The sequence below is a fragment of the Microbacterium karelineae genome, from assembly GCF_009745985.1.
Taxonomy (GTDB): Bacteria; Actinomycetota; Actinomycetes; order Actinomycetales; family Microbacteriaceae; genus Microbacterium; species Microbacterium karelineae.
Genome location: NZ_WFIX01000180.1, coordinates 1 through 18,831, shown reverse-complemented (window position 1 = coordinate 18,831; position 18,831 = coordinate 1). Strand labels below are relative to the sequence as shown.

Below are 18,831 nucleotides of genomic sequence, written 5' to 3'. Positions count from 1 at the left end.
ACGTGATGGGGGCGTCAGCGCCCGCCGTGGGCGGCCCAGCGGCGCCCGGCCTCCGTCGCGGCGGACGTGATGAGCTCATCGATCTCGGGGCTCTCCCTCACGGCGAACGAGACGTACGCGCCCCGGCCGCCCGCGACGGGGCGGCCGTACGCCTTCGCGGCGAGCGATCCGTCGGCGAGCAGGCGCACCGTGATCGACTGCAGCTCGAAGAGCTCGCCGCGCCGCTCGTCCCGCCACCGCAGGTGCTCGGGGATCGCGACGTTGCACGCGAGTGCCTGCACGTCCGGGGCCGGGGAGTCCATCCCTCGATCGTAGGTCGGCGCGCAGTAGCGTGGGGCGATGCCCGACACCGAGGTCACGCTCACAGGATTCCTCCGCTGCCGCGACGCGGCCGATGCCGAGACCGTGCACCGTCACCTGCCGGCGCACATCGAGCTCACGCGCGCCGAGCCGGGGTGCGTGAGCTTCGCGGTCGAACAGACGGCGGATCCGCTCGTGTGGGCCGTCGCGGAGCGCTTCGCGGACCGCGACGCGTTCTCCTCCCACCAGGAGCGTGTCGCCGCGAGCGAATGGGGCCGCGCGACCGCGGGCATCCCGCGCGAGTACGACGTGCGCGGGTGAGGTCCCCGATGCACAACGACGCCGAATCTGTGCGGACTCGTGCCGGCAGCGGCGTGTCGGCGTGCCCATCGCGAAAATTGGCGTCGTTGTGCAGATGCGCCGCGCCTACCCGATCAGCGACGGCCGGAGGTCGCGCAGCGTGCGCGTCCGGGTCATCCGGGTGATCGCGAGGAACGCGGCGACGAGCGCGACCACGAGCCAGATCGCGAGGAAGCCCGCGTCCGCCCAGGCACGCGACATGTCGCCGCCGTACATGAGCTGCCGGATCCCGTCCACGGAGTGGCTCATCGGCAGCACCTCATGCAGCGCCCGCAGTGGTGTCGGGAGGGTCTGGTAGGGGAATGTGCCGCCCGCCGTCACGAGCTGCAGCACCATGAGCACGAGGCCGAGGAACTGGCCGACGCTGCCCAGCAGCACGTTGAGCGTGAGGATGATGGCGGCGAACGTGATCGACGTCAGCGCCATGAGCCCGATCATCGCCACGGGCTGCGCGATCGAGTATCCGAGCGCGAAGGCGACGATGAGGAACACCGCCACCATCTGCACGGCACCGAGCAGCGCCGGCGTCGCCCATGCCCCGAGCGTGATCGGCAGCGGCCGGCGCAGCGCGGTCACGGCGCGCTGCGAATACGGCTTGATGATGAGGAACAGGGCGTAGATCCCGATCCACGCGGCGAGGCTGATGAAGAACGGCGCCATGCCCGCGCCGTACGACGACGCGGCGGTCGTCGCGTCGGTGTCGACGGCGATGGGATCCGACATCATCGCGGCGGCCGTCGCGCGCTCGTCCTCCGACTGGTCGGGGATCTGCGTGACGGCGTCGGCGAGGCTGTCGGAGAGCTCTCGTGATCCGCTCTTCAGCTCGCCGAGGCCCGAGGCGAGATCGCCGGATCCGTCGGCCAGCTGGTGCACGCCGCTCGAGAGGTCCGTGGCGCCCGTCGCGGCGCTCGCGATGCCGTCCGCGAGCGCGGGCATTCCGTCCGACAGCTGCTGGGTCCCGTCGGCGACCTGCGCGGATCCGTCGGCCAGCTGCTGCACGGCGCCCGCGGCGGCCTGCACCTCGCCGTTGGCGTTCGCGATGTCGGAGTGCAGGGGGCTGACGATGCCGACCACGAGGTCGATCTGGTCGTCCGAGAAGCCCGCCTCGGAGAGCCGGTTCCGGATGTCGTCATCCGAGGGGAGCCGGCCGACGGCCTCGTCGATGCGCTGGGCTGCGGGCGCGACCTGGGCGTTCAGCTGCGCGTTGCCGTCCGCCACCTGGTGCGCACCGTCGTTCAGCTGCGAGACCTGGTCGGGGAGCGTCGCAGCGGACGAGTTCAGCGTGCCGAGCCCGGAGGCGAGCTCGTCGGATCCCGTCGCCGCCTGCGACGCGCCGTCGGCGAGCGTGTCGGCGCCGTCCTTCGCGGTCGCGGATCCGTCGGCGAGCTGGGCGGCCCCGTCGGCCGCGTCGTTCAGGCCGGACCGGATCGTCGCGAGGCTGTCGAGCAGCGTGCGCGCGGCCTTCTCGCCGACCTCCTGCGTGAGGCTGTCGCGCACCGTGTCGGTCACGGTGTCGGCGATCGTGCCCGCGAGGTAGCTGTTCGCGTCGTTGGTCGTCACCTCGACGACCGCCTTCGACGGGTCGTCGCCTGCGATCGACGTGAGCGAGCGCGAGAAGTCGGCGCCGAAGGTCACGACGAAGTCGTACGCACCCGACTGCAGGCCGGCGGACGCCTCATCCGCGTCGGTCACCTGCCAGTCGAGGGTGCCGTCGTCGACGAGGTCGTCCCGCACCTGCTCGCCGTAGTTGACGTCCTCGCCGTCCTGTGTCGCGCCCTCGTCGTCGACGACGAGCGCGGCGGGCACGCTGTCGAGGTTGCCGTACGGATCGTCGTTGCCCCACAGGTACAGGCCCGAGTAGAGCACCGGCACCATCATGAGCGCCACGAGGGCGAGGATCGACATGGGCGACGACGTGAGCCGCCGCAGCTCGGTGCGGACGAGCATGGGGAATCTCATGTGAATGCCCTCCTGGGCGCGGCGTCGCGAAGGTCGGAGAAATCCACAGGATCGGAGGGATGCGCGAGAATCCTCCGATGCTGGGGATTTCTCCGACTCTGGTGGCGGGTCATGTGCGCGCGGCGGCGATGGCCCCGGCGGAGGCGAGGACGATCACCGCATAGCGGCGGGCCGCCCAGGCGCGCGCGGTCTCGAGCCAGTCGCTCGTGTCGCCGCCGTGGCGGTCGGGGGTGGTGAGGACGAGGGCCTCGACCTCGGGTGGGGCGGCGGCAGTGCGGGTGAGCACGCGGATCCGCGCGGCCGCCGGGATGTCGCCGATCGGCGTCGACGCGAAGTCGCTGAGATCCTCGTCGGCGAGCAGCCGCCTGGTCGCTCGACGGGGACCGCGGAGCCCGGAGAACACGAACTCCTCCGTGACGACCGTGGCGAGCGACAGGTCGTCCACGGGGGCGCTCGTGTCGGGCGCGTCGACGACGGCGACGCGGCGCCTCAGGATCCGCGGATCGGCGGCGCCGTCGATGGTGACCTCGCCGGCCGCCGGTGTCATGCGGCCGGCGAGGATGAGCGCGAGCAGCGTCGGGCGCTGACCGCCCTCGACGGGTACGAGCGTCACCTCGCCGGTCGAGGCCTCGAGGCTCGTCGCACGGAGAGGCCCCTTCGCGACGTTGTGGGCTGAGATGATCACGCGACGCCTCCGTTCGGATCCGCTGACTGAACGGTAGCGGGCGCGTCGCCCGCGAGGGGAGCGCCCGCCCGGGCGATCGCGTCCTGCGCCTCGCGCCACGACAGCCCGGCGACGCCGAGGGCGGTCGCGCTCACGAGCCGCTGCGCCTCGTCGTCGGGGAGCTCGCGTGCGACGGCGATGTCGAGCACGGCGAGGGCGGCGTCCTCGATGAGGCGCGCGGTGACGCCGGGGGCGGCGTCCTGCCGGAAGTCGCCCCGGGCGCATCCGCGATCGACGGCGTCGCGCAGGGATCGGCGGATCGGTGCGAGCGCCGCGCCGACCTCTCCCTCGAACGGCCCGGAGACGACCGCCTGTGCGATGACCTTGACGTGCGCGATCGCGCGCCACACGGCGGATCCGAGCAGCGCGACGTGCACGGACGGATCGTCGTCGCGCACGCCGCCGACGGCGCCCGCGATCTGCGCGGCGCCGCGGGTGAGGAGCTCGCGCAGCAGCTCGTCGCGCGACGCGAAGTGCCCGTACACGGCGCGGCGGGTGAGGCCGGCCTCGGCGGCGATCGCGTCGATCGACGCCTGCGGTGAAGCGCGCAGCACGCGCCCCGCGGCGTCGAGCAGCGCCTCGCGGTTGGCGACGGCATCGCGGCGACGGGTGGTCATGGGCACTAACTTACACACTCCTGTGTAAATTGTGCTGAGCGCGCGGCGCGGGCCCGCTCGCGGGTGCGAAACGGTCGTCTCCAGCGCCCGAAACGACCGGGCGGCACCCGCGGGTGGCGCACCGGCGAGCAGGGCGCGGGGGGGGCGGTGCCTGGCTCGCCGACGGGGATTCGCCGCCGCGGCGTCTCGCGCTCGGTGTCGACGAGGCCCTGGCGCACACCACGATCTCGTTCGCACAGGGCTATGCGGTCGGGCACGGTGACGCGCGTCGCGATGCCCTGTTCGATGCGCTGGAGCGCAATGCGAAGCGCGTGCTCCGGACGTGGGCTCCGTCGGTCGACTGGGGTCTGCTCGCATCCGATCGGACCGGCGCGCTCATCGCGTACCGCAATGAACCCTGGGATCTCGTCGGCGGTGCACTGATCGCAATCGAGGCGGGGGCGGAGACGTACGCGGACGCGAGCGGCGACCTCGTCATCACAGGCCGGCCGTCGACGGTCGCGGCGCTCCGGGCGCTCATCGAATAGCCGCCCGAGACGCCCCTCACATCCCGTTCGCGCGGCGGATCCGCTCGAGGAACGCGGGGACGAGCGCGGTGGTCGTGTCCCAGAATGTTTCCTCGCGAATCGTGGCCGTCGGGCTCGATGGTGGCGTGGCGGTGCAGGGCCGATGCGCTTCGCGTGTCGGTGGTGACGTGCATTCTCGGGTCATGAGCTGGACGATGCCGACGGGCGAAGGTAGTTCGAAATGAACTACACTGGTGAGGAAGGTCCGATTCCGGATTGGAGGTACGCGCGTGAGCACATCGAGCATCGTTCCGAGCGAAAGCGCGGTGATGCGGACATCCGCGTCGAATGGGCGGTTGAAGCATGGAGCGATCCGATCGGCGTCCTCATGGATCCCGATCCGAAGTCGCACTCAGGCAGAGGTGTTCGCGTGATCGGGTACTCGCCGTCTGCGGGGTTCGTGATCACCGTCACCGCAGTGCGGGATGGCGAGGAGCTCTGGGGCACGTCCGCCTGGAAGGCGAACCGTGCCGATCTGCGCATCTACGAGGGGGTTCAGTGATGAGCGACGACAGGATCGCCGCGCTCGTGTCGGCGCACACGGCCGAGGCAGAGCAGACGAAGGATGACCCGTACCCTTCCGGGGTCGAGGTCCAGCGGCGCGCGGCGCGGAACGCGCCGATCTCCGTTCGGCTGAGCGATGGCGAACGGGCAGCTCTCGAGAACGCCGCCGCGGCGCGTGGCATCGGCGTGTCGACCTATGCGCGAGAGCTGATCACGCGCGCGCTCGCGGCGGACGGGCACGCTCTCGGCGGGGACGGCATGATCCCTGTCGAGCAGATCCGTCACATCGTGGATGAAGCGATCGCGCCGCTGCGCACCGAGATCGCTCGGCTCCACGACGCCGCGTGACAGAGCGACGGCCCTGATCCTCGTCGGCATCGGCTGAGACGAGCGCGCGGGCCCGCTCGCGGGTGCGTGGTGGTCGTCAACTCCGCCCAGAACGACCGGGCGGCACCCGCGGGCGGCGCGGCGGGGCCGGATCGCACGCGGGATCGCCGCCGCCGCGCCCCGGCAAGCGCTGTCCGCGTGTGAACCCTGTGTGAACCCTCTCCGCGAAGGTATTCCGCGGAGGTCTCGCACCGGACTAGGTTGATCTCATGGTCGGCCGTATACCCGTTGTCGATGTCCACCCGCTCGTTCACGGGGGCGCCCGCCCCGCCAAGGCCACGGTCGGCGAGGCGCAGCCGATCCGCGCGACCGTCTTCCGCGAGGGTCACGACCGGCTCGGTGCCGAGGTCGTGCTCGTCGCGCCCGACGGCGCGCGCCGGGAGCCCGTGCCCATGCGCGAGATCGCGAAGGGCAGCGACCGCTGGGAGGCGTGGGTGACGCCCGATGCCCCGGGGTCGTGGGGCTTCGAGATCCACGCCTTCAGCGACGTGCTCGCGACCTGGCAGCACAACGCCGAGGTGAAGATCCGCGCTGGCGTCGACGTCGACCTCATGTTCACGGAGGGCCTGCTGCTGCTCGACCGCCTCGAGGAGGAGCGCGGTGCCGACCCGCGCGCCGCCGCGCTCCGGGCCGCCCTGACCGACGCGAACCGCCCCGTAGAGGCGCGCGTCGCCGTCATCGAGAGCGACGAGACGACGGCGCTGTTCCGCGAGCACCCGCTGCGCGACCTCCTCACGGTCGAAGGATCCTTCCCGCTCCAGGCCGACCGCCTGCGCGCGATGTACGGATCCTGGTACGAGTTCTTCCCGCGCAGCGAGGGCGCGCGTGTGGATCCCGAGACGGGGAGGACGATCAGCGGCACGTTCCGCACCGCGATGGCGAGCCTCGACCGCGTCGTCGACATGGGCTTCGACGTGCTCTACCTGCCGCCCGTGCACCCGATCGGCGAGGTGAACCGCAAGGGGCGCAACAACACGCTCGACCCCGGCCCAGACGATGTGGGTGTGCCGTGGGCGATCGGATCCCGACACGGCGGCCACGACGCGATCCACCCCGACCTCGGCACCCTCGCCGACTTCGACGCGTTCGTCGCGCGCGCGGGCGAGCTGGGCCTCGAGATCGCCCTCGACTTCGCGCTGCAGGCCGCCCCCGACCACCCGTGGGCGACCGAGCACCCCGAGTTCTTCACGACCCGCGCCGACGGCACGATCGCCTACGCCGAGAACCCGCCGAAGAAGTACCAGGACATCTATCCGATCAACTTCGACAACGACCGCGACGGGATCTACGCCGAGTCCGAGCGCATCGTGCGGTTCTGGATGGCGCGCGGCGTGCGGATCTTCCGCGTCGACAACCCGCACACGAAGCCCCTCGACTTCTGGCAGTGGCTGCTCGGGCGGATCCGCGCGACCGACCCCGATGTGATCTTCCTCAGCGAGGCGTTCACGCGCCGCGCCATGATGCACGGGCTCGGCGCGGCCGGGTTCCACCAGTCGTACACGTACTTCACGTGGCGCACCGAGAAGACCGAGATCGAGGAGTACCTCACCGAGGTCTCGAACGAGTCGGATCACACGATGCGGCCCGCGTTCTGGCCCAACACCCCCGACATCCTGCACGCCTTCCTGCAGTACGGCGGCCCGAACGCGTTCCGGATCAGGGCGACGCTCGCCGCGATGGCCTCGCCGACCTGGGGCATGTACGCGGGCTACGAGCTCTGCGAGCACGTCGCGGTGCGGCCGGGCAGCGAGGAGTACCTCGACAGCGAGAAGTACCAGATCCGGATCCGCGACTGGGCGGGCGCCGAGGCGGCCGGCACGACGATCGCCCCGTACATCGCGCGGCTCAACGCGCTGCGCCGCGAGATCCCCGCGCTGCAGACCCTGAGGGGTCTGCGGATCCACTGGAGCGACGACGACCATGTGCTCGTCTTCACGAAGGGCTCCGGTGTCGACACCGTCATCGTCGTCATCAACCTCGACCCGAACGGGGCGCGCGCGACGACCGTGCACCTCGACTGGCAGGCGCTCGGCCTGCCCGAGCACTTCGGCGTGCGCGAGCACCTGACGGGCGAGGACTGGTGGTGGGGTGAGCACAACCACGTCTCGTTCGATCCCGGCCACCACGTCGCGCACGTCCTCACCATCCGGGCCGACGCATGACGGCGGAGGCGTCGCCGCTGACCACGTCGATCCCGGTCATCGCCGACGAGCCGTTCCCGGATACGCCGGGCGCCGCCCGCGAGCCCGAATGGTTCAAGACCGCCGTGTTCTACGAGGTGCTCGTGCGCTCGTTCCACGACGGCGACGGCGATGGGCAGGGCGACTTCCGCGGGCTGACCGAGAAGCTCGACTACCTGCAGTGGCTCGGCGTCGACTGCGTGTGGCTGCCGCCGTTCTTCCCCTCGCCCCTGCGCGACGGCGGGTACGACGTCGCCGACTTCACGGACGTGCACCCCGCCGTCGGCACGGTCGACGACTTCCGCCGCTTCGTCCGCGAGGCGCACGCGCGCGGGATCCGCGTGATCATCGACTTCGTCGTCAATCACACGAGCGACGAGCACCCGTGGTTCCAGGCGTCGCGCGCGGACCCGGACGGCCCGTACGGCGACTTCTACGTGTGGAACGACACCGACGACCTCTATCAGGACGCGCGGGTCATCTTCGTCGACAGCGAGCCGAGCAATTGGGCGTGGGACGCCGAGCGCGGCCAGTACTACTGGCACCGCTTCTTCCACCACCAGCCCGACCTGAACTACGACAATCCGGCCGTGCACGACGCGGTGATCGACGCGATGCGCTTCTGGCTCGACATGGGGCTCGACGGCTTCCGCCTCGACGCCGTGCCCTACCTGTACGAGCGCATGGGCACGAACGGCGAGAACCTGCCCGAGACGCACGACTTCCTCCGGAAGGTGCGCGCCATCATCGACGCGGAGTACCCGGATCGCGTGCTCCTCGCCGAGGCGAACCAGTGGCCGCAGGACGTCGTCGACTACTTCGGGGATCCGCAGGTCGGCGGCGACGAGTGCCACATGTGCTTTCACTTCCCCGTCATGCCGCGGATCTTCATGGCCGTGCGCCGCGAGTCGCGCTTCCCGATCAGCGAGATCCTGGCGCAGACGCCGTCGATCCCTGCGGGCTGCCAGTGGGGCATCTTCCTCCGCAACCACGACGAGCTCACGCTCGAGATGGTGACGGAGGAGGACCGCGACTACATGTGGAGCGAGTACGCGAAGGATCCGCGGATGAAGGCGAACATCGGCATCCGCCGCCGCCTCGCGCCGCTCCTCGAGAACGACGTCGACCAGATCGAGCTGTTCACGGCGCTGCTGCTGAGCCTGCCCGGATCGCCCGTCCTCTACTACGGCGACGAGATCGGCATGGGCGACAACATCTGGCTCGGCGACCGCGACGGCGTGCGCACCCCCATGCAGTGGTCGAGCGACCGCAACGCGGGATTCTCGCGCGCGAACCCCGGCAAGCTCGCGCTGCCGCTCGTGCAGGATCCCGTGTACGGATACCAGTCGGTCAACGTCGAGGCGCAGCAGGAGAACCACTCGAGCCTGCTGAACTGGACGCGGCAGATGATGCGCGCCAGGCGGCGGCACCCCGCATTCGGCCTCGGCGGGTTCAACGACCTGGGCGGATCCAATCCGTCGGTGCTGTCGTTCTCGCGCGAGCACGCGATCGACGACACCTCGAGCGAGATCATCATCTGCGTCAACAACCTGTCGCAGTTCCCGCAGCCGGTCGAGCTCGACCTGCGGCGCTTCGAGGGTCTCGTCCCGGTCGAGATCCTCGGCGGCGTCCCCTTCCCCCGCATCGGAGAGCTGCCGTACTTCCTCACGCTCGGCGGGCACGCGTTCCTGTGGTTCCGACTGCAGGAACCCGCCTCGGATCCCGAGGGCGGCGTCTTGTGATCGCCCTCGCGCCCGACGCGTTCGAGTCGTACCTCGTGCGCACGCGCTGGTTCGGGGGCAAGGGGCGCCCGTTCCGCGTCATGGGAGCGAGGACGATCGCCGAGCTCGGCCCCGACGACGCCGCGGGCGGGCTGAAAGCCGTGCGCGTGCACCTCATCGACGTGGCGTACGACGATGCGGAGGGCGGCGAGGAGACCTATCAGGTGCCGCTGTCGTACTACGACGAACCCGTCGCCCGGCTCGAGCATGCGCTCGTCGGTGTGCTGGCGGGCGGATCCGGCCGGGCATACGACGCCGTGCACGACCGCGACGCCATGGCCCTCTGGCTCGATGCCTTCGCCGTGGCGACGCCGTCGGCGCCTCGTGAGGTGCCGGGCGCCCGCTTCCACCGCGTGGCGGCGGCCGCCGTCGAGCTCGATCCCGACGCGTCGTCGTCGCCGCTCACGGGCGAGCAGTCGAACTCCTCCGTGCGGTTCGGCGAGCAGTCGATCATGAAGGTCTTCCGCAAGGTGACGCCCGGCGGAAACCCTGACATCGAGATCCTCCGCGCCCTCACGGAGGCCGGCAACGGCGACGTCCCCGACCTCATCGGCTGGGCCGACGCGGTCAGCGAGGGATCCGTGCTGCAGCTCGCCATGCTGCAGGCCTACCTGCGAGGGGCGACGGACGGCTTCGAGATGGCCCTGTCGAGCGTGCGCACGATGCTCGTCGACGAGAGCGCGAGCGTCGCGGGATATGCGCGCGAGGCGGCCGAGCTCGCCCGCGCGCTGGCGCGGATCCATCGCCACCTGCGCGAGGTGTTCCCGAGCGAGCGGCGCGGCCCGGACGCCGCGGTCGCGCTCGCGGAGCGGATGCGCGAGCGTCTCGATCGCGCGATCCTCGCCGTCCCCGAGCTCGACGCCCATGCGCCGCGGCTGCGCGGCCTGTTCTCGCGCGTCGGCGAGCTGCCGGGCCTCGCAGTGCAGCGGATCCACGGCGACATGCACCTCGGCCAGGCGCTGCGCACGCCGCAGGGGTGGCGGATCGTCGACTTCGAGGGCGAGCCCGCCAAGCCGCTCGCCGAGAGGCTGCTGCCCGACTCCGCGTGGCGCGACGTCGCGGGCGTGCTGCGCTCGTTCGACTACGCGCTCGCGGTCGTGCGCATGTCGCCGGCCGACGGCCGGGATCCCGTCGCGCGCGGCGCGGAGGAATGCGACGAATGGGCGGCGTCGGCGCGCGACACGTTCGTCTCGGCCTACGCCGACGAGGTCGGGCTGGGAGACGGAGCGCTGCCGGCAGATGAGATCCTGCTGCTCGACGCGTATGTGGCCGACAAGGCCGTGTACGAGGCGGTCTACGAGCAGCGCAACCGGCCCAGCTGGGTCGGCATCCCCCTGGCCGCGATCGCGCGCCTCGGACACACGGGAGACACCGCATGACGAACGAGCTGCAGACGACGGACGCATGGATCCTCGAGATGATCGCGGACGGCCGCCATGGCGATCCGCACGAGATCCTCGGGGCCCATCCGCATGCCGGATCCGTCACGGTGCGCGTCCTGCGCCCTCTCGCGTCGTCGGTGTCGCTGCGGATCCTCGCGGCCGACGGCACATGGTCCGACGCGCCGCTCGTGCACGAGGCGTACGGCGTCTGGTCGGGCGTCCTGGATCTTCCTGAGGTGCCGACCTACCGTGTCGTGACGACCTACGCGGACGGAGCGCCGCACGAGTCGGACGACCCGTATCGCTTCCTGCCCACGCTGGGCGAGGTCGACCTGCACCTCATCGGCGAGGGACGCCACGAGCACCTGTGGGAGGTGCTCGGATCGCACGTGCGCACCTTCGACGGCGCCGGCGTCGTGCCGGATGTGTCCGGCACGTCGTTCGCCGTGTGGGCGCCGCACGCGCGCGGCGTCCGGGTGAAGGGCGAGTTCAACAGCTGGGACGGCCGCGAGCACCCGATGCGGCAGCTCGGCACGTCGGGCGTGTGGGAGCTGTTCGTTCCCGACATCGGCCACGGTGCCCGGTACAAGTACTCGATCCTCGGCGCCGACGAGGTCTGGCACGAGCGGGCGGATCCGCTCGCACGCTGGGCGGAGGAGCCGCCCGCGACCGCGAGCCGCGTGCACGACAGCGCGTACGCGTGGGGCGATGACGCGTGGATCGCGGAGCGGCGCGAGAAGGCGCTCGTCGCCGAGCCCGTGTCGATTTACGAGGTGCACCTCGGATCCTGGCGGCGCGGCCGCACCTACGAGCAGCTCGCCGACGAGCTCGTCGGATACGTCGCCGACCTGGGCTTCACGCATGTGGAGTTCATGCCCGTCATGCAGCACCCGTTCGGCGGATCCTGGGGCTATCACGTCACGAGCTACTTCGCCGCGGACAGCCGCTTCGGCGATCCCGATGGATTCCGCCTGCTCGTCGACCGGCTGCACCAGGCGGGCGTCGGCGTGATCCTCGACTGGGTGCCGGGGCACTTCGCGACCGACGAGTGGGCGCTCGCGCGCTTCGACGGGGCGCCGCTGTACGAGGATCCGAACCCCCAGCGCGGGTGGCACAAGGAATGGGGATCGCACATCTTCGACTTCGGCCACCGTGAGGTGCGCAACTTCCTCTACGCGAACGCCCTGTTCTGGCTCGAGGAGTTCCACGCCGATGGCCTGCGCGTCGACGGCGTCGCCTCGATGCTCTACCTCGACTACTCGCGCGAGGAGGGTGAGTGGTCGCCGAACATCCACGGCGGACGCGAGAACCTCGAGGCCGTGCAGTTCCTGCAGGAGCTGAACGCGACGGCATACAAGCGGGTGCCCGGCATCACGATGATCGCCGAGGAGTCGACCTCCTGGCCCGGTGTCACGCAGCCCACGAGCGCGGGCGGGCTCGGCTTCGGGTTCAAGTGGAACATGGGCTGGATGCACGACACGCTCGAGTACCTGACCCGTGATCCCGTGCACCGCGCGTACCACCACCACGAGATGACGTTCGCCGCCGTCTACGCGTGGAGCGAGAACTTCGTCCTGCCCCTGTCGCACGACGAGGTCGTGCACGGCAAGGGGTCCCTGCTGCGCAAGGTGCCGGGAGATCGCTGGCGCCAGCTCGCGACGCTGCGGGCGCTGTACGGGTTCATGTGGGCGTTCCCGGGGAAGCAGCTGCTCTTCATGGGCGGCGAGTTCGCCCAGGATTCGGAGTGGGCGGAGTCGCGCGAGCTCGACTGGTGGCTTCTCGACCTGCCCGATCACGGCGGCGTGCACGCCGCGATCCGCGACCTCAACGCCGCCTATCGCGGGGCGGAGGCGCTGTGGGCGTGGGACGTGGATCCCGCCACGTTCGGCTGGATCCAGGCCGACGACGCGGCCGGCAACGTGTTCGCGTTCCTCCGGCGCTCGTCGGCGGACGACGATGCGTCCCTGCTCGCGTGTGTGGCGAACTTCGCCGCGATGCCGCACTCCGGCTACCGCATCGGCCTGCCGCGCGCGGGCCGCTGGACCGAGGTCGTCAACACCGACGCGGCCGCATACGGCGGCGGCGGCGTCGGCAACTACGGATCCATCGAGGCCGTCGAGGGCGGGTGGAACGGCTTCCCGGCGTACGCCGACATCACCGTCCCGCCTCTCGCGACGGTCTGGTTCACCTCCGTGGCGTGAGGGGCGCTCGCGGGTGCGGTGTGGTCGCTCTCGGGGCGCAGAGCGACTGGGAGGCACCTGCGAACCCGTCGGAGGAAGGCGAGTGGGTGCTCGTCGCCGAGCGACCGCGGCGTGATCATTCGCTGGACGACCCAGGCGCGCGGCGACCGTGTCGCGATCTGGGAGCAGGCGCCTCCCGAGTGCGTCCCGGCCCCTCCTCCGCGCTGAAAGGGCGGTGCGGCACTCGGGAGCGCTCAGCGTCAGCGCTGCGTGAGGCGGGCGAGGCCCAGGTACATCAGGCAGCCGAGGCACACGCCGAATGCGGCGTTGAGGAGCGCGGCGACGAGAGCCGCGCCGGCGGCGATCGGCAGGGCCCACGGCACGCCCGCGAGGTGCAGGGCGAGACCGACGGCGGTCACGGCGAGGCCGACGCCCTGAGCGAAGCGCGGCGGGCGCGGGTCCTCCCGCTCGCGCACGGGGCCGATCCGCGGCGCGACGACGCGGCGGAACATCACGCCCCACGGCGCCGTGCGCGGGGAGAGGACGCCCCACAGGAAGAGCGCGGCGGCGATGGCGACGGCGACGAAGCCCGGATCGGCGGCGCGCTGGCTGAGCGGGAGCGCGGCGACGGCGCCTGACGCGGATCCGGCGAGCGCCTGCACCAGGGCGACGAACAGGATCGCCGTCGTGATCGCGGCGCCGAAGCGCGGGCCGCGGACATCGATTCCGGTCTCAGGCATGGTCTCGTGCCCCCAGACCATCGAGCGCGGCGAGGACGGACTCGCGGTTCGGGGCGCCGCCGATGCGCGCACGGGCGACGCGTGCGCCGTCGATGACGAGGGTCGTGGGCGTCTGGATCACGTGGAAGTCGCGGGCGAGGTCTGCGCGGTCCGTGAGGTCGACGTCGACGTGCGCGACGCCGTCCCGCTCGTCCGCGATCTCGGTGAGCAGGCGGCGGGTCGCCGGGCAGCGGGCGCACATCTCGGTGCTGAACTGCACGAGCGTCGCGCGGGTGCCGAAGGCGGAGGGATCCACGTCGAGCGCCTGTGCGGTCACATCGCCCTGGCCGGTCTCGCGCACCCGGCCGTCCCGCGCGCGCAGAGTGAGGCCGAGGCCCACGGCGACGAGCACGACGCCGAGGGCGATGAAGACCGCGGTCAGTGGCGACATGCCACGACGGTACTGCCGCGCGGGCTCCCGCGGGGTGGGATGTCGCACTGTTTCATACCGGCTCCCGAGCGCGTTCACGTCCCGTGACGGCGGCTCAACGGCAGAGCGGCACTCGGGAACGACGCGGTGCGCCGTCAGAGGAACGCGAGGGGATCCTCGTGGACCTCGGCGAGGGCGCGCTCGATCGCTCCCGCGATGATGGCGTCGCCGCCCAGAGCGCTCGCCTCGAGGGCCGGGATCGGAGGGGGGTAGTCAGAGGCGAGCAGCTCCCGCGCGACGCGCAGGACGTCGTCGAGCTCTCCGGAGAGGTCGCCCGCGACGACGACCTTCTCGACATCGAGCAGGCTCGTCAGCGCGAACGCGATCCGGGCGATGCGAGCGCCGAGGCGGAGGACGATGTCGGACGCGAGAGGATCCCCATCGCGCGCGGCGCGGAGGACGTCGCTCGGCTCGACGACGTCGAGGTCGCGCAGGCTGCTCGGGGCGCCGGATCCGCGCAGTGCCTCGCGGGCCCAGTGGCGGGCCAGGGCGCCGAGGCCGTCGGAGGCGTGATCCTCATCGAATATGAGGCGCAGGAACCGCATCTCGCCGGCTCCGCCGCGCGGACCGCGCAGGAGTCGACCGTCGACGATGAGGCCCGCTCCGAAGCGCTCATCCGCCAGGAGCGTGGCCACGTTGTCGCCGAGGCCGTCGTCCGACGCGGCGCTCTCGGCGAGGGTCGCGAGGTTCGCATCGTTCTCGACGATGACGCGGCCTTCCAGCTCGTCCACGAAGTGCGCGTTCATGAGCGGCCAGTAGCCGCCCTCGCCCGCGGGCGAGTCGCCGGACGGTCCGGCAGGTGCCGGGATCCCGACGACCGTGAGCAGGATCTCGTCGGGCGCCCGGCCGGCGTCCGCGAGCGTCTCGCGGATCGCGGCGCGCGCGGTTTCGGCGCGGCCTACGGGGCCGATCGTGCGCGAGTCCACGGCCGTGGTGGTCTCGGCGAGCGCACCGCCGCGCACGTCGGTGACGCGCACGATGTAGTGATGCTCGTCGGCATCGAGTCCCACGAGCACGCCGACCTCGCGGCGGAGCCGGTAGCGGCGGGCGGGGCGCCCCTTGCTCGTGAGCCCTGCGGCGCGCGAGTCCGCGCGCTCCTCGAGCCACCCCGCGGCGACCAGGTCCGCGCACACTCCGAGCACCGTTGCGCGCGTGAGATCGGTCGCGGCCATGACATCGGCGGCGGTGAACTCCTCGGCGCGCAACGCGAAGCGCGCGACGAGGGTCGCGTTCATCCTGCGCATGAGCTGCGGCGATGTGGCCGAGGAACGGGGCATGAGTCGACGATAGCGTCCGCTGGTCGCGGGACCCAGAGGAGGGGGTTGACAGCTGCCGATAGATGGTGGCACCATCGGGTCACAGTTGATTTGCATTCTAAATTTAAACAGTTTCGAATATCGACAGCTGTCCACGACGGAAGGACGACGGTGTCCCCACTCACCACACGCGCGGCGCGTTTCGCCGCAGGAGGCATCGGCTTCGCGCTCGCGGCGACGGCGCTCGCCGGCTGCACGGGAGGATCCGGAGCCGAGACGGTCCGCTTCACCTTCAGCAAGCGCGAGGCGATCGACTTCATGACGCAGGTCGTCGCCGACTTCAACGCCTCGCAGGACGACGTCGAGGTCGTCATCGACACCTCGGGCGTCGACGTCGTCTCGGCGAGCTTCGTGCGCGGCAACCCGCCCGACCTCATGCTCGCGAACTACAACATGGAGGTCTCGCGCTTCGTCGACCGGTGCGCGCTCTCCGATCTCTCCGGCACCGACGCCGCCGCGACGATCCGCCCCGACCTGCAGCCGCTCATGGACCAGTACGGCGTGTGCGAGGGGCAGACGAGCGCCCTGCCCTACTCGCTCATGGCGTCGTCGGTGATCTACAACAAGGAGATCTTCGCCGAGCACGACCTCGAGGTCCCGACGACCTGGAGCGAGCTCATCGAGGTCGGCGACAGGCTCCAGGATGCCGGCGTCGCCCCGTTCTACGCGACCTTCAAGGACGACTGGACGATCGGCCAGGGGTGGTTCGACTACTCGATCGGCGGTGAGGTCGACACGATCGACTTCTTCGAGCAGCTGGCGGGCCTCGGCACCGAGGTCGGCCCCGATTCGGCCGTGTCGTTCGAGAAGGACTTCGCGGGGCCGATGGAGCAGATGGTGCACCTCGCCGAGAACTACACGAACCCCGACGCGCCGAGCCGCGGCTACGACGACGGCAACGTCGCCTTCGCGAACGGCGAGGGAGCCATGTACCTGCAGGGTCCGTGGGCGATCGCCGAGGTCGGGCGCATCGCCCCCGACCTCGAGGTCGGCACGTTCCCCTTGCCGATGACCGAGGATCCGGACGACCGGAAGGTGCGCGTCAACGTCGACCTCGCGGCGATGATCCCCGCCGACGCGCAGCACCCCGAGGCCGCCCGAGCGTTCCTCGAGCACCTGTACCAGCCGGAGATCATCGAGGCGTACAACGCCTCGCAGCTCGGCTTCGTGCCCACCGTCGACGCACCCCCGAACGACGACCCGCGCGTCGAGGGGATGCAGGAGTTCTACGACGCCGGCCAGGTCTATCAGGGCGCCTCCGTGCTCATCCCGAAGACGATCCCCGTCTTCAACTACGGGCAGGCCATCGTGCTCGGCTCGAACCCCGAATCGATTCTGCGCACGCTCGACGCCGACTGGGCGCGGCTGGCGCTGCGTCAGTAGAGCAGAACGAAGGAGTCCCGCTCACATGTCCACCACCACGACGATCGTCACGCGAGGAGACAGCCGCGTGCGGCGCTCATCGCGCCGAGTCGATCCGATCTACTACCTCTTCCTCCTCCCGGTGCTCGCGCTGTTCACGCTCGCGATCACGGTGCCCGGCGTCATCGGCATCTTCTTCAGCTTCACGAACTCGATCGGCATCGGCGATTGGGATTTCGTGGGCTTCATCAACTACGTCGCCGCCTTCGGCGACCCCGCGATCCTCCAGAGCTACCTGTTCACCTTCGGGTTCTCGCTCGCCACGGTGATCCTCGTCAACGTCGTCGCGCTGCTGCTCGCCGTCGGTCTCACGGCGCGGATCCGCTTCAAGGCGGCCCTGCGCACCGTATTCGTGATCCCCATGGTCGTCTCGGGCATCATCATCGCCTACGTCTTCAACTTCCTGTTCTCGAACTCGGCGACCGACCTCGGCAGCCTGCTCGGGATCGGCTGGCTCGAGACGAGCATCCTCGCGAATCCGGATCTCGCCTGGGTCGCGATCGTCATCGTCACGGCGTGGCAGGCGATCCCCGGCGCCATGCTCATCTACATCGCCGGACTCCTGTCGATCCCGGGTGATGTCTACGAGGCGGCCGACATCGACGGCGCCACGAAGCCGCAGCAGCTCATGCAGATCACGATCCCGCTCGTCGCGGGCTACGTGCTCATCAACGTGATCCTCGGATTCAAGAACTTCCTCAACGCCTACGACATCATCGTCGGCCTCACGAACGGCGGCCCGGGCACGGCGACGCGCAGCGTCGCGATGACGATCATCACGGGCTTCAACGGCGGCGACTACGCCTACCAGATGGCGAACGCGACGATCTTCTTCCTCGTCGCGGTGCTCGTCGCCGTGCTCCAGCTCTCGGTCACGCGCGGAAGGAGCGCCCTCTGATGTCCACGCAGAACACCACCACGCGCTCGCTCGTCGCGGGCGGCGCCGCGAAGGTGCGCACCCGCCCCGAGCGGGTGAACTGGTCGGCCACGGTCGTCCTCCTCCTCTGCACCGTCACGGTGCTCATCCCGCTCTACGTGACGATCTCCATGTCGTTCAAGACGGCGGGACAGTCCGTCGACGGGCAGGCGTTCTCCCTGCCCATGCCGCTGAGCATCGAGGGCTTCGTCGAGGCGTGGCAGCTCACGAAGTTCCCCGTCGGCTTCGCGATGTCGTTCCTCGTGACGGCCGGAACCGTGTGCGCGACGATCCTGCTCGCGGCGCTCGCGTCATACGCGATCGTGCGCAACTGGGATCGGCGCCTCTTCCGCTGGTCGTTCTTCTACCTGCTCGCGGCGATGTTCATCCCGTTCCCCGTCGTCGCACTCCCGCAGATCCAGCTGACGGGCCGGCTCGGGCTCGACAACCCGGGCGGCGTGATCCTGCTCGCGACGATGTTCCAGCTGAGCTTCAGCGTGCTGCTGTTCACGGCGTTCCTGCGGTCGATCCCGCTCGAGCTCGAGGAGTCGGCGCGCATCGACGGCGCGACGACGTGGCAGACGTTCTGGAAGCTGATCTTCCCGCTTCTCGCGCCCATGAGCGCGACGGTCGGCATCTTCGCGTTCCTCTATGCCTGGAACGACTTCATGATGCCGTCGCTGATCATCTCGGATCCGGCGCTGCAGACGCTCCCTGTGCGACAGAACCTCTTCCAGAACCAGTTCAGCAGCAACTACCACGTGTCGTTCGCCTCGTACCTCATGGCGATGGCTCCCGCGATCGTCGTGTATCTGTTCACCCAGCGCTGGGTGATGGAGAGCGTCACGCAGGGCGCCGTCAAGGGCTGATGATGCGAGAGAACTCCCCACACGACCCCGATCTGCGTAAGGATCCATCTATGACAACCGCCCTCTCACACGCCGAGACGATCCTCTCCGGAGATGCCGACTGGTGGCGTCAGGCCGCCGTCTATCAGATCTATCCCCGGTCGTTCGCCGATGCGAACG

18 protein-coding genes are annotated in these 18,831 nt (G+C 70.4%); 11 read left to right on the top strand and 7 right to left on the bottom strand.

Going from position 1 to position 18,831, the window contains the following annotated elements:
* Nucleotides 1-14: 14 nt before the first annotated feature.
* The gene (locus GB932_RS08645) at nt 15-302 is read right to left on the bottom strand and encodes a hypothetical protein (protein ID WP_156760300.1); all 288 of its coding nucleotides are present in this window, start codon (nt 300-302) and stop codon (nt 15-17) included.
* Between the two features lie 37 nt (nt 303-339).
* Here GB932_RS08645 and GB932_RS08640 point away from each other — a divergent pair, with 37 nt between their 5' ends.
* Nucleotides 340-621, top strand: a complete 282-nt coding sequence (locus GB932_RS08640; RefSeq protein ID WP_156760299.1) for a putative quinol monooxygenase — start codon at nt 340-342, stop codon at nt 619-621.
* Nucleotides 622-726: 105 nt separating this feature from the next.
* Here GB932_RS08640 and GB932_RS08635 read toward each other — a convergent pair whose 3' ends face one another.
* From GB932_RS08635 to GB932_RS19210, 3 genes are all read right to left on the bottom strand, one after another.
* Nucleotides 727-2,619 carry a YhgE/Pip domain-containing protein gene (locus tag GB932_RS08635; protein WP_156760298.1) on the bottom strand — a complete coding sequence of 631 codons (1,893 nt, stop codon included), beginning with the start codon at nt 2,617-2,619 and terminating at the stop codon, nt 727-729.
* A 109-nt stretch (nt 2,620-2,728) separates the two neighbouring features.
* Entirely contained in the window at nt 2,729-3,304 is a 576-nt protein-coding gene (locus GB932_RS08630; RefSeq protein WP_156760297.1) for a P-loop NTPase family protein, read from the bottom strand.
* Nucleotides 3,301-3,960 carry a TetR/AcrR family transcriptional regulator gene (locus tag GB932_RS19210; protein WP_197517402.1) on the bottom strand — a complete coding sequence of 220 codons (660 nt, stop codon included), beginning with the start codon at nt 3,958-3,960 and terminating at the stop codon, nt 3,301-3,303. The genes GB932_RS08630 and GB932_RS19210 overlap by 4 nt, the downstream gene beginning before the upstream one ends.
* 113 nt (nt 3,961-4,073) lie before the next feature.
* On the opposite strand from GB932_RS19210, the gene GB932_RS19205 reads away from it, so the two are divergent.
* From GB932_RS19205 to glgB, 7 genes are all read left to right on the top strand, one after another.
* Nucleotides 4,074-4,487, top strand: a complete 414-nt coding sequence (locus GB932_RS19205; RefSeq protein WP_197517401.1) for an FIG domain-containing protein — start codon at nt 4,074-4,076, stop codon at nt 4,485-4,487.
* Between the two features lie 409 nt (nt 4,488-4,896).
* Nucleotides 4,897-5,028 carry a hypothetical protein gene (locus tag GB932_RS19610; RefSeq protein WP_306769944.1) on the top strand — a complete coding sequence of 44 codons (132 nt, stop codon included), beginning with the start codon at nt 4,897-4,899 and terminating at the stop codon, nt 5,026-5,028.
* The gene (locus GB932_RS08615) at nt 5,028-5,378 is read left to right on the top strand and encodes a plasmid mobilization protein (protein WP_156760295.1); all 351 of its coding nucleotides are present in this window, start codon (nt 5,028-5,030) and stop codon (nt 5,376-5,378) included. Before GB932_RS19610 ends, GB932_RS08615 begins: the two co-directional genes overlap by 1 nt.
* 248 nt (nt 5,379-5,626) lie before the next feature.
* Entirely contained in the window at nt 5,627-7,579 is a 1,953-nt protein-coding gene (locus GB932_RS08610) for an alpha-1,4-glucan--maltose-1-phosphate maltosyltransferase (RefSeq protein WP_156760294.1), read from the top strand.
* Nucleotides 7,576-9,339, top strand: coding sequence for a maltose alpha-D-glucosyltransferase (gene treS / locus GB932_RS08605; RefSeq protein ID WP_156760293.1), 1,764 nt, complete (start codon nt 7,576-7,578; stop codon nt 9,337-9,339). The genes GB932_RS08610 and treS overlap by 4 nt, the downstream gene beginning before the upstream one ends.
* Nucleotides 9,336-10,757: a maltokinase N-terminal cap-like domain-containing protein gene (locus tag GB932_RS08600; RefSeq protein WP_156760292.1), complete on the top strand. Its 1,422-nt coding sequence runs from the start codon at nt 9,336-9,338 to the stop codon at nt 10,755-10,757. The genes treS and GB932_RS08600 overlap by 4 nt, the downstream gene beginning before the upstream one ends.
* Nucleotides 10,754-12,961, top strand: a complete 2,208-nt coding sequence (glgB, locus tag GB932_RS08595) for a 1,4-alpha-glucan branching protein GlgB (RefSeq protein ID WP_156760291.1) — start codon at nt 10,754-10,756, stop codon at nt 12,959-12,961. The genes GB932_RS08600 and glgB overlap by 4 nt, the downstream gene beginning before the upstream one ends.
* Nucleotides 12,962-13,200: 239 nt before the next feature.
* Here the strand turns inward: glgB and GB932_RS08590 are convergent, their stop codons facing one another.
* The 3 genes from GB932_RS08590 to GB932_RS08580 all read right to left on the bottom strand — a co-directional run bounded on the left by GB932_RS08590 (nt 13,201) and on the right by GB932_RS08580 (nt 15,426).
* A complete protein-coding gene (locus GB932_RS08590) occupies nt 13,201-13,680 on the bottom strand; it encodes a DUF4395 domain-containing protein (protein ID WP_156760290.1) in 480 nt (159 codons plus the stop codon).
* Nucleotides 13,673-14,110 carry a TlpA family protein disulfide reductase gene (locus GB932_RS08585; RefSeq protein WP_156760289.1) on the bottom strand — a complete coding sequence of 146 codons (438 nt, stop codon included), beginning with the start codon at nt 14,108-14,110 and terminating at the stop codon, nt 13,673-13,675. The genes GB932_RS08590 and GB932_RS08585 overlap by 8 nt, the downstream gene beginning before the upstream one ends.
* 134 nt (nt 14,111-14,244) lie before the next feature.
* Nucleotides 14,245-15,426, bottom strand: a complete 1,182-nt coding sequence (locus tag GB932_RS08580) for an ROK family protein (RefSeq protein ID WP_156760288.1) — start codon at nt 15,424-15,426, stop codon at nt 14,245-14,247.
* Nucleotides 15,427-15,576: 150 nt separating this feature from the next.
* Between GB932_RS08580 and GB932_RS08575 the strand changes: the two genes are divergently transcribed.
* Genes GB932_RS08575 through GB932_RS08565 form a run of 3 tightly spaced genes read left to right on the top strand, consistent with a single transcriptional unit; the run spans nt 15,577 to nt 18,672 of the window.
* Complete coding sequence (locus tag GB932_RS08575; RefSeq protein ID WP_156760287.1) at nt 15,577-16,848, top strand: ABC transporter substrate-binding protein; 1,272 nt, start codon at nt 15,577-15,579, stop codon at nt 16,846-16,848.
* A 25-nt stretch (nt 16,849-16,873) separates the two neighbouring features.
* On the top strand, nt 16,874-17,785 hold the full coding sequence (locus tag GB932_RS08570) for a carbohydrate ABC transporter permease (RefSeq protein WP_156760286.1): 912 nt from the start codon (nt 16,874-16,876) through the stop codon (nt 17,783-17,785).
* Nucleotides 17,785-18,672, top strand: a complete 888-nt coding sequence (locus tag GB932_RS08565) for a carbohydrate ABC transporter permease (RefSeq protein ID WP_156760285.1) — start codon at nt 17,785-17,787, stop codon at nt 18,670-18,672. The genes GB932_RS08570 and GB932_RS08565 overlap by 1 nt, the downstream gene beginning before the upstream one ends.
* The last annotated feature ends 159 nt before the right edge of the window (nt 18,673-18,831 follow it).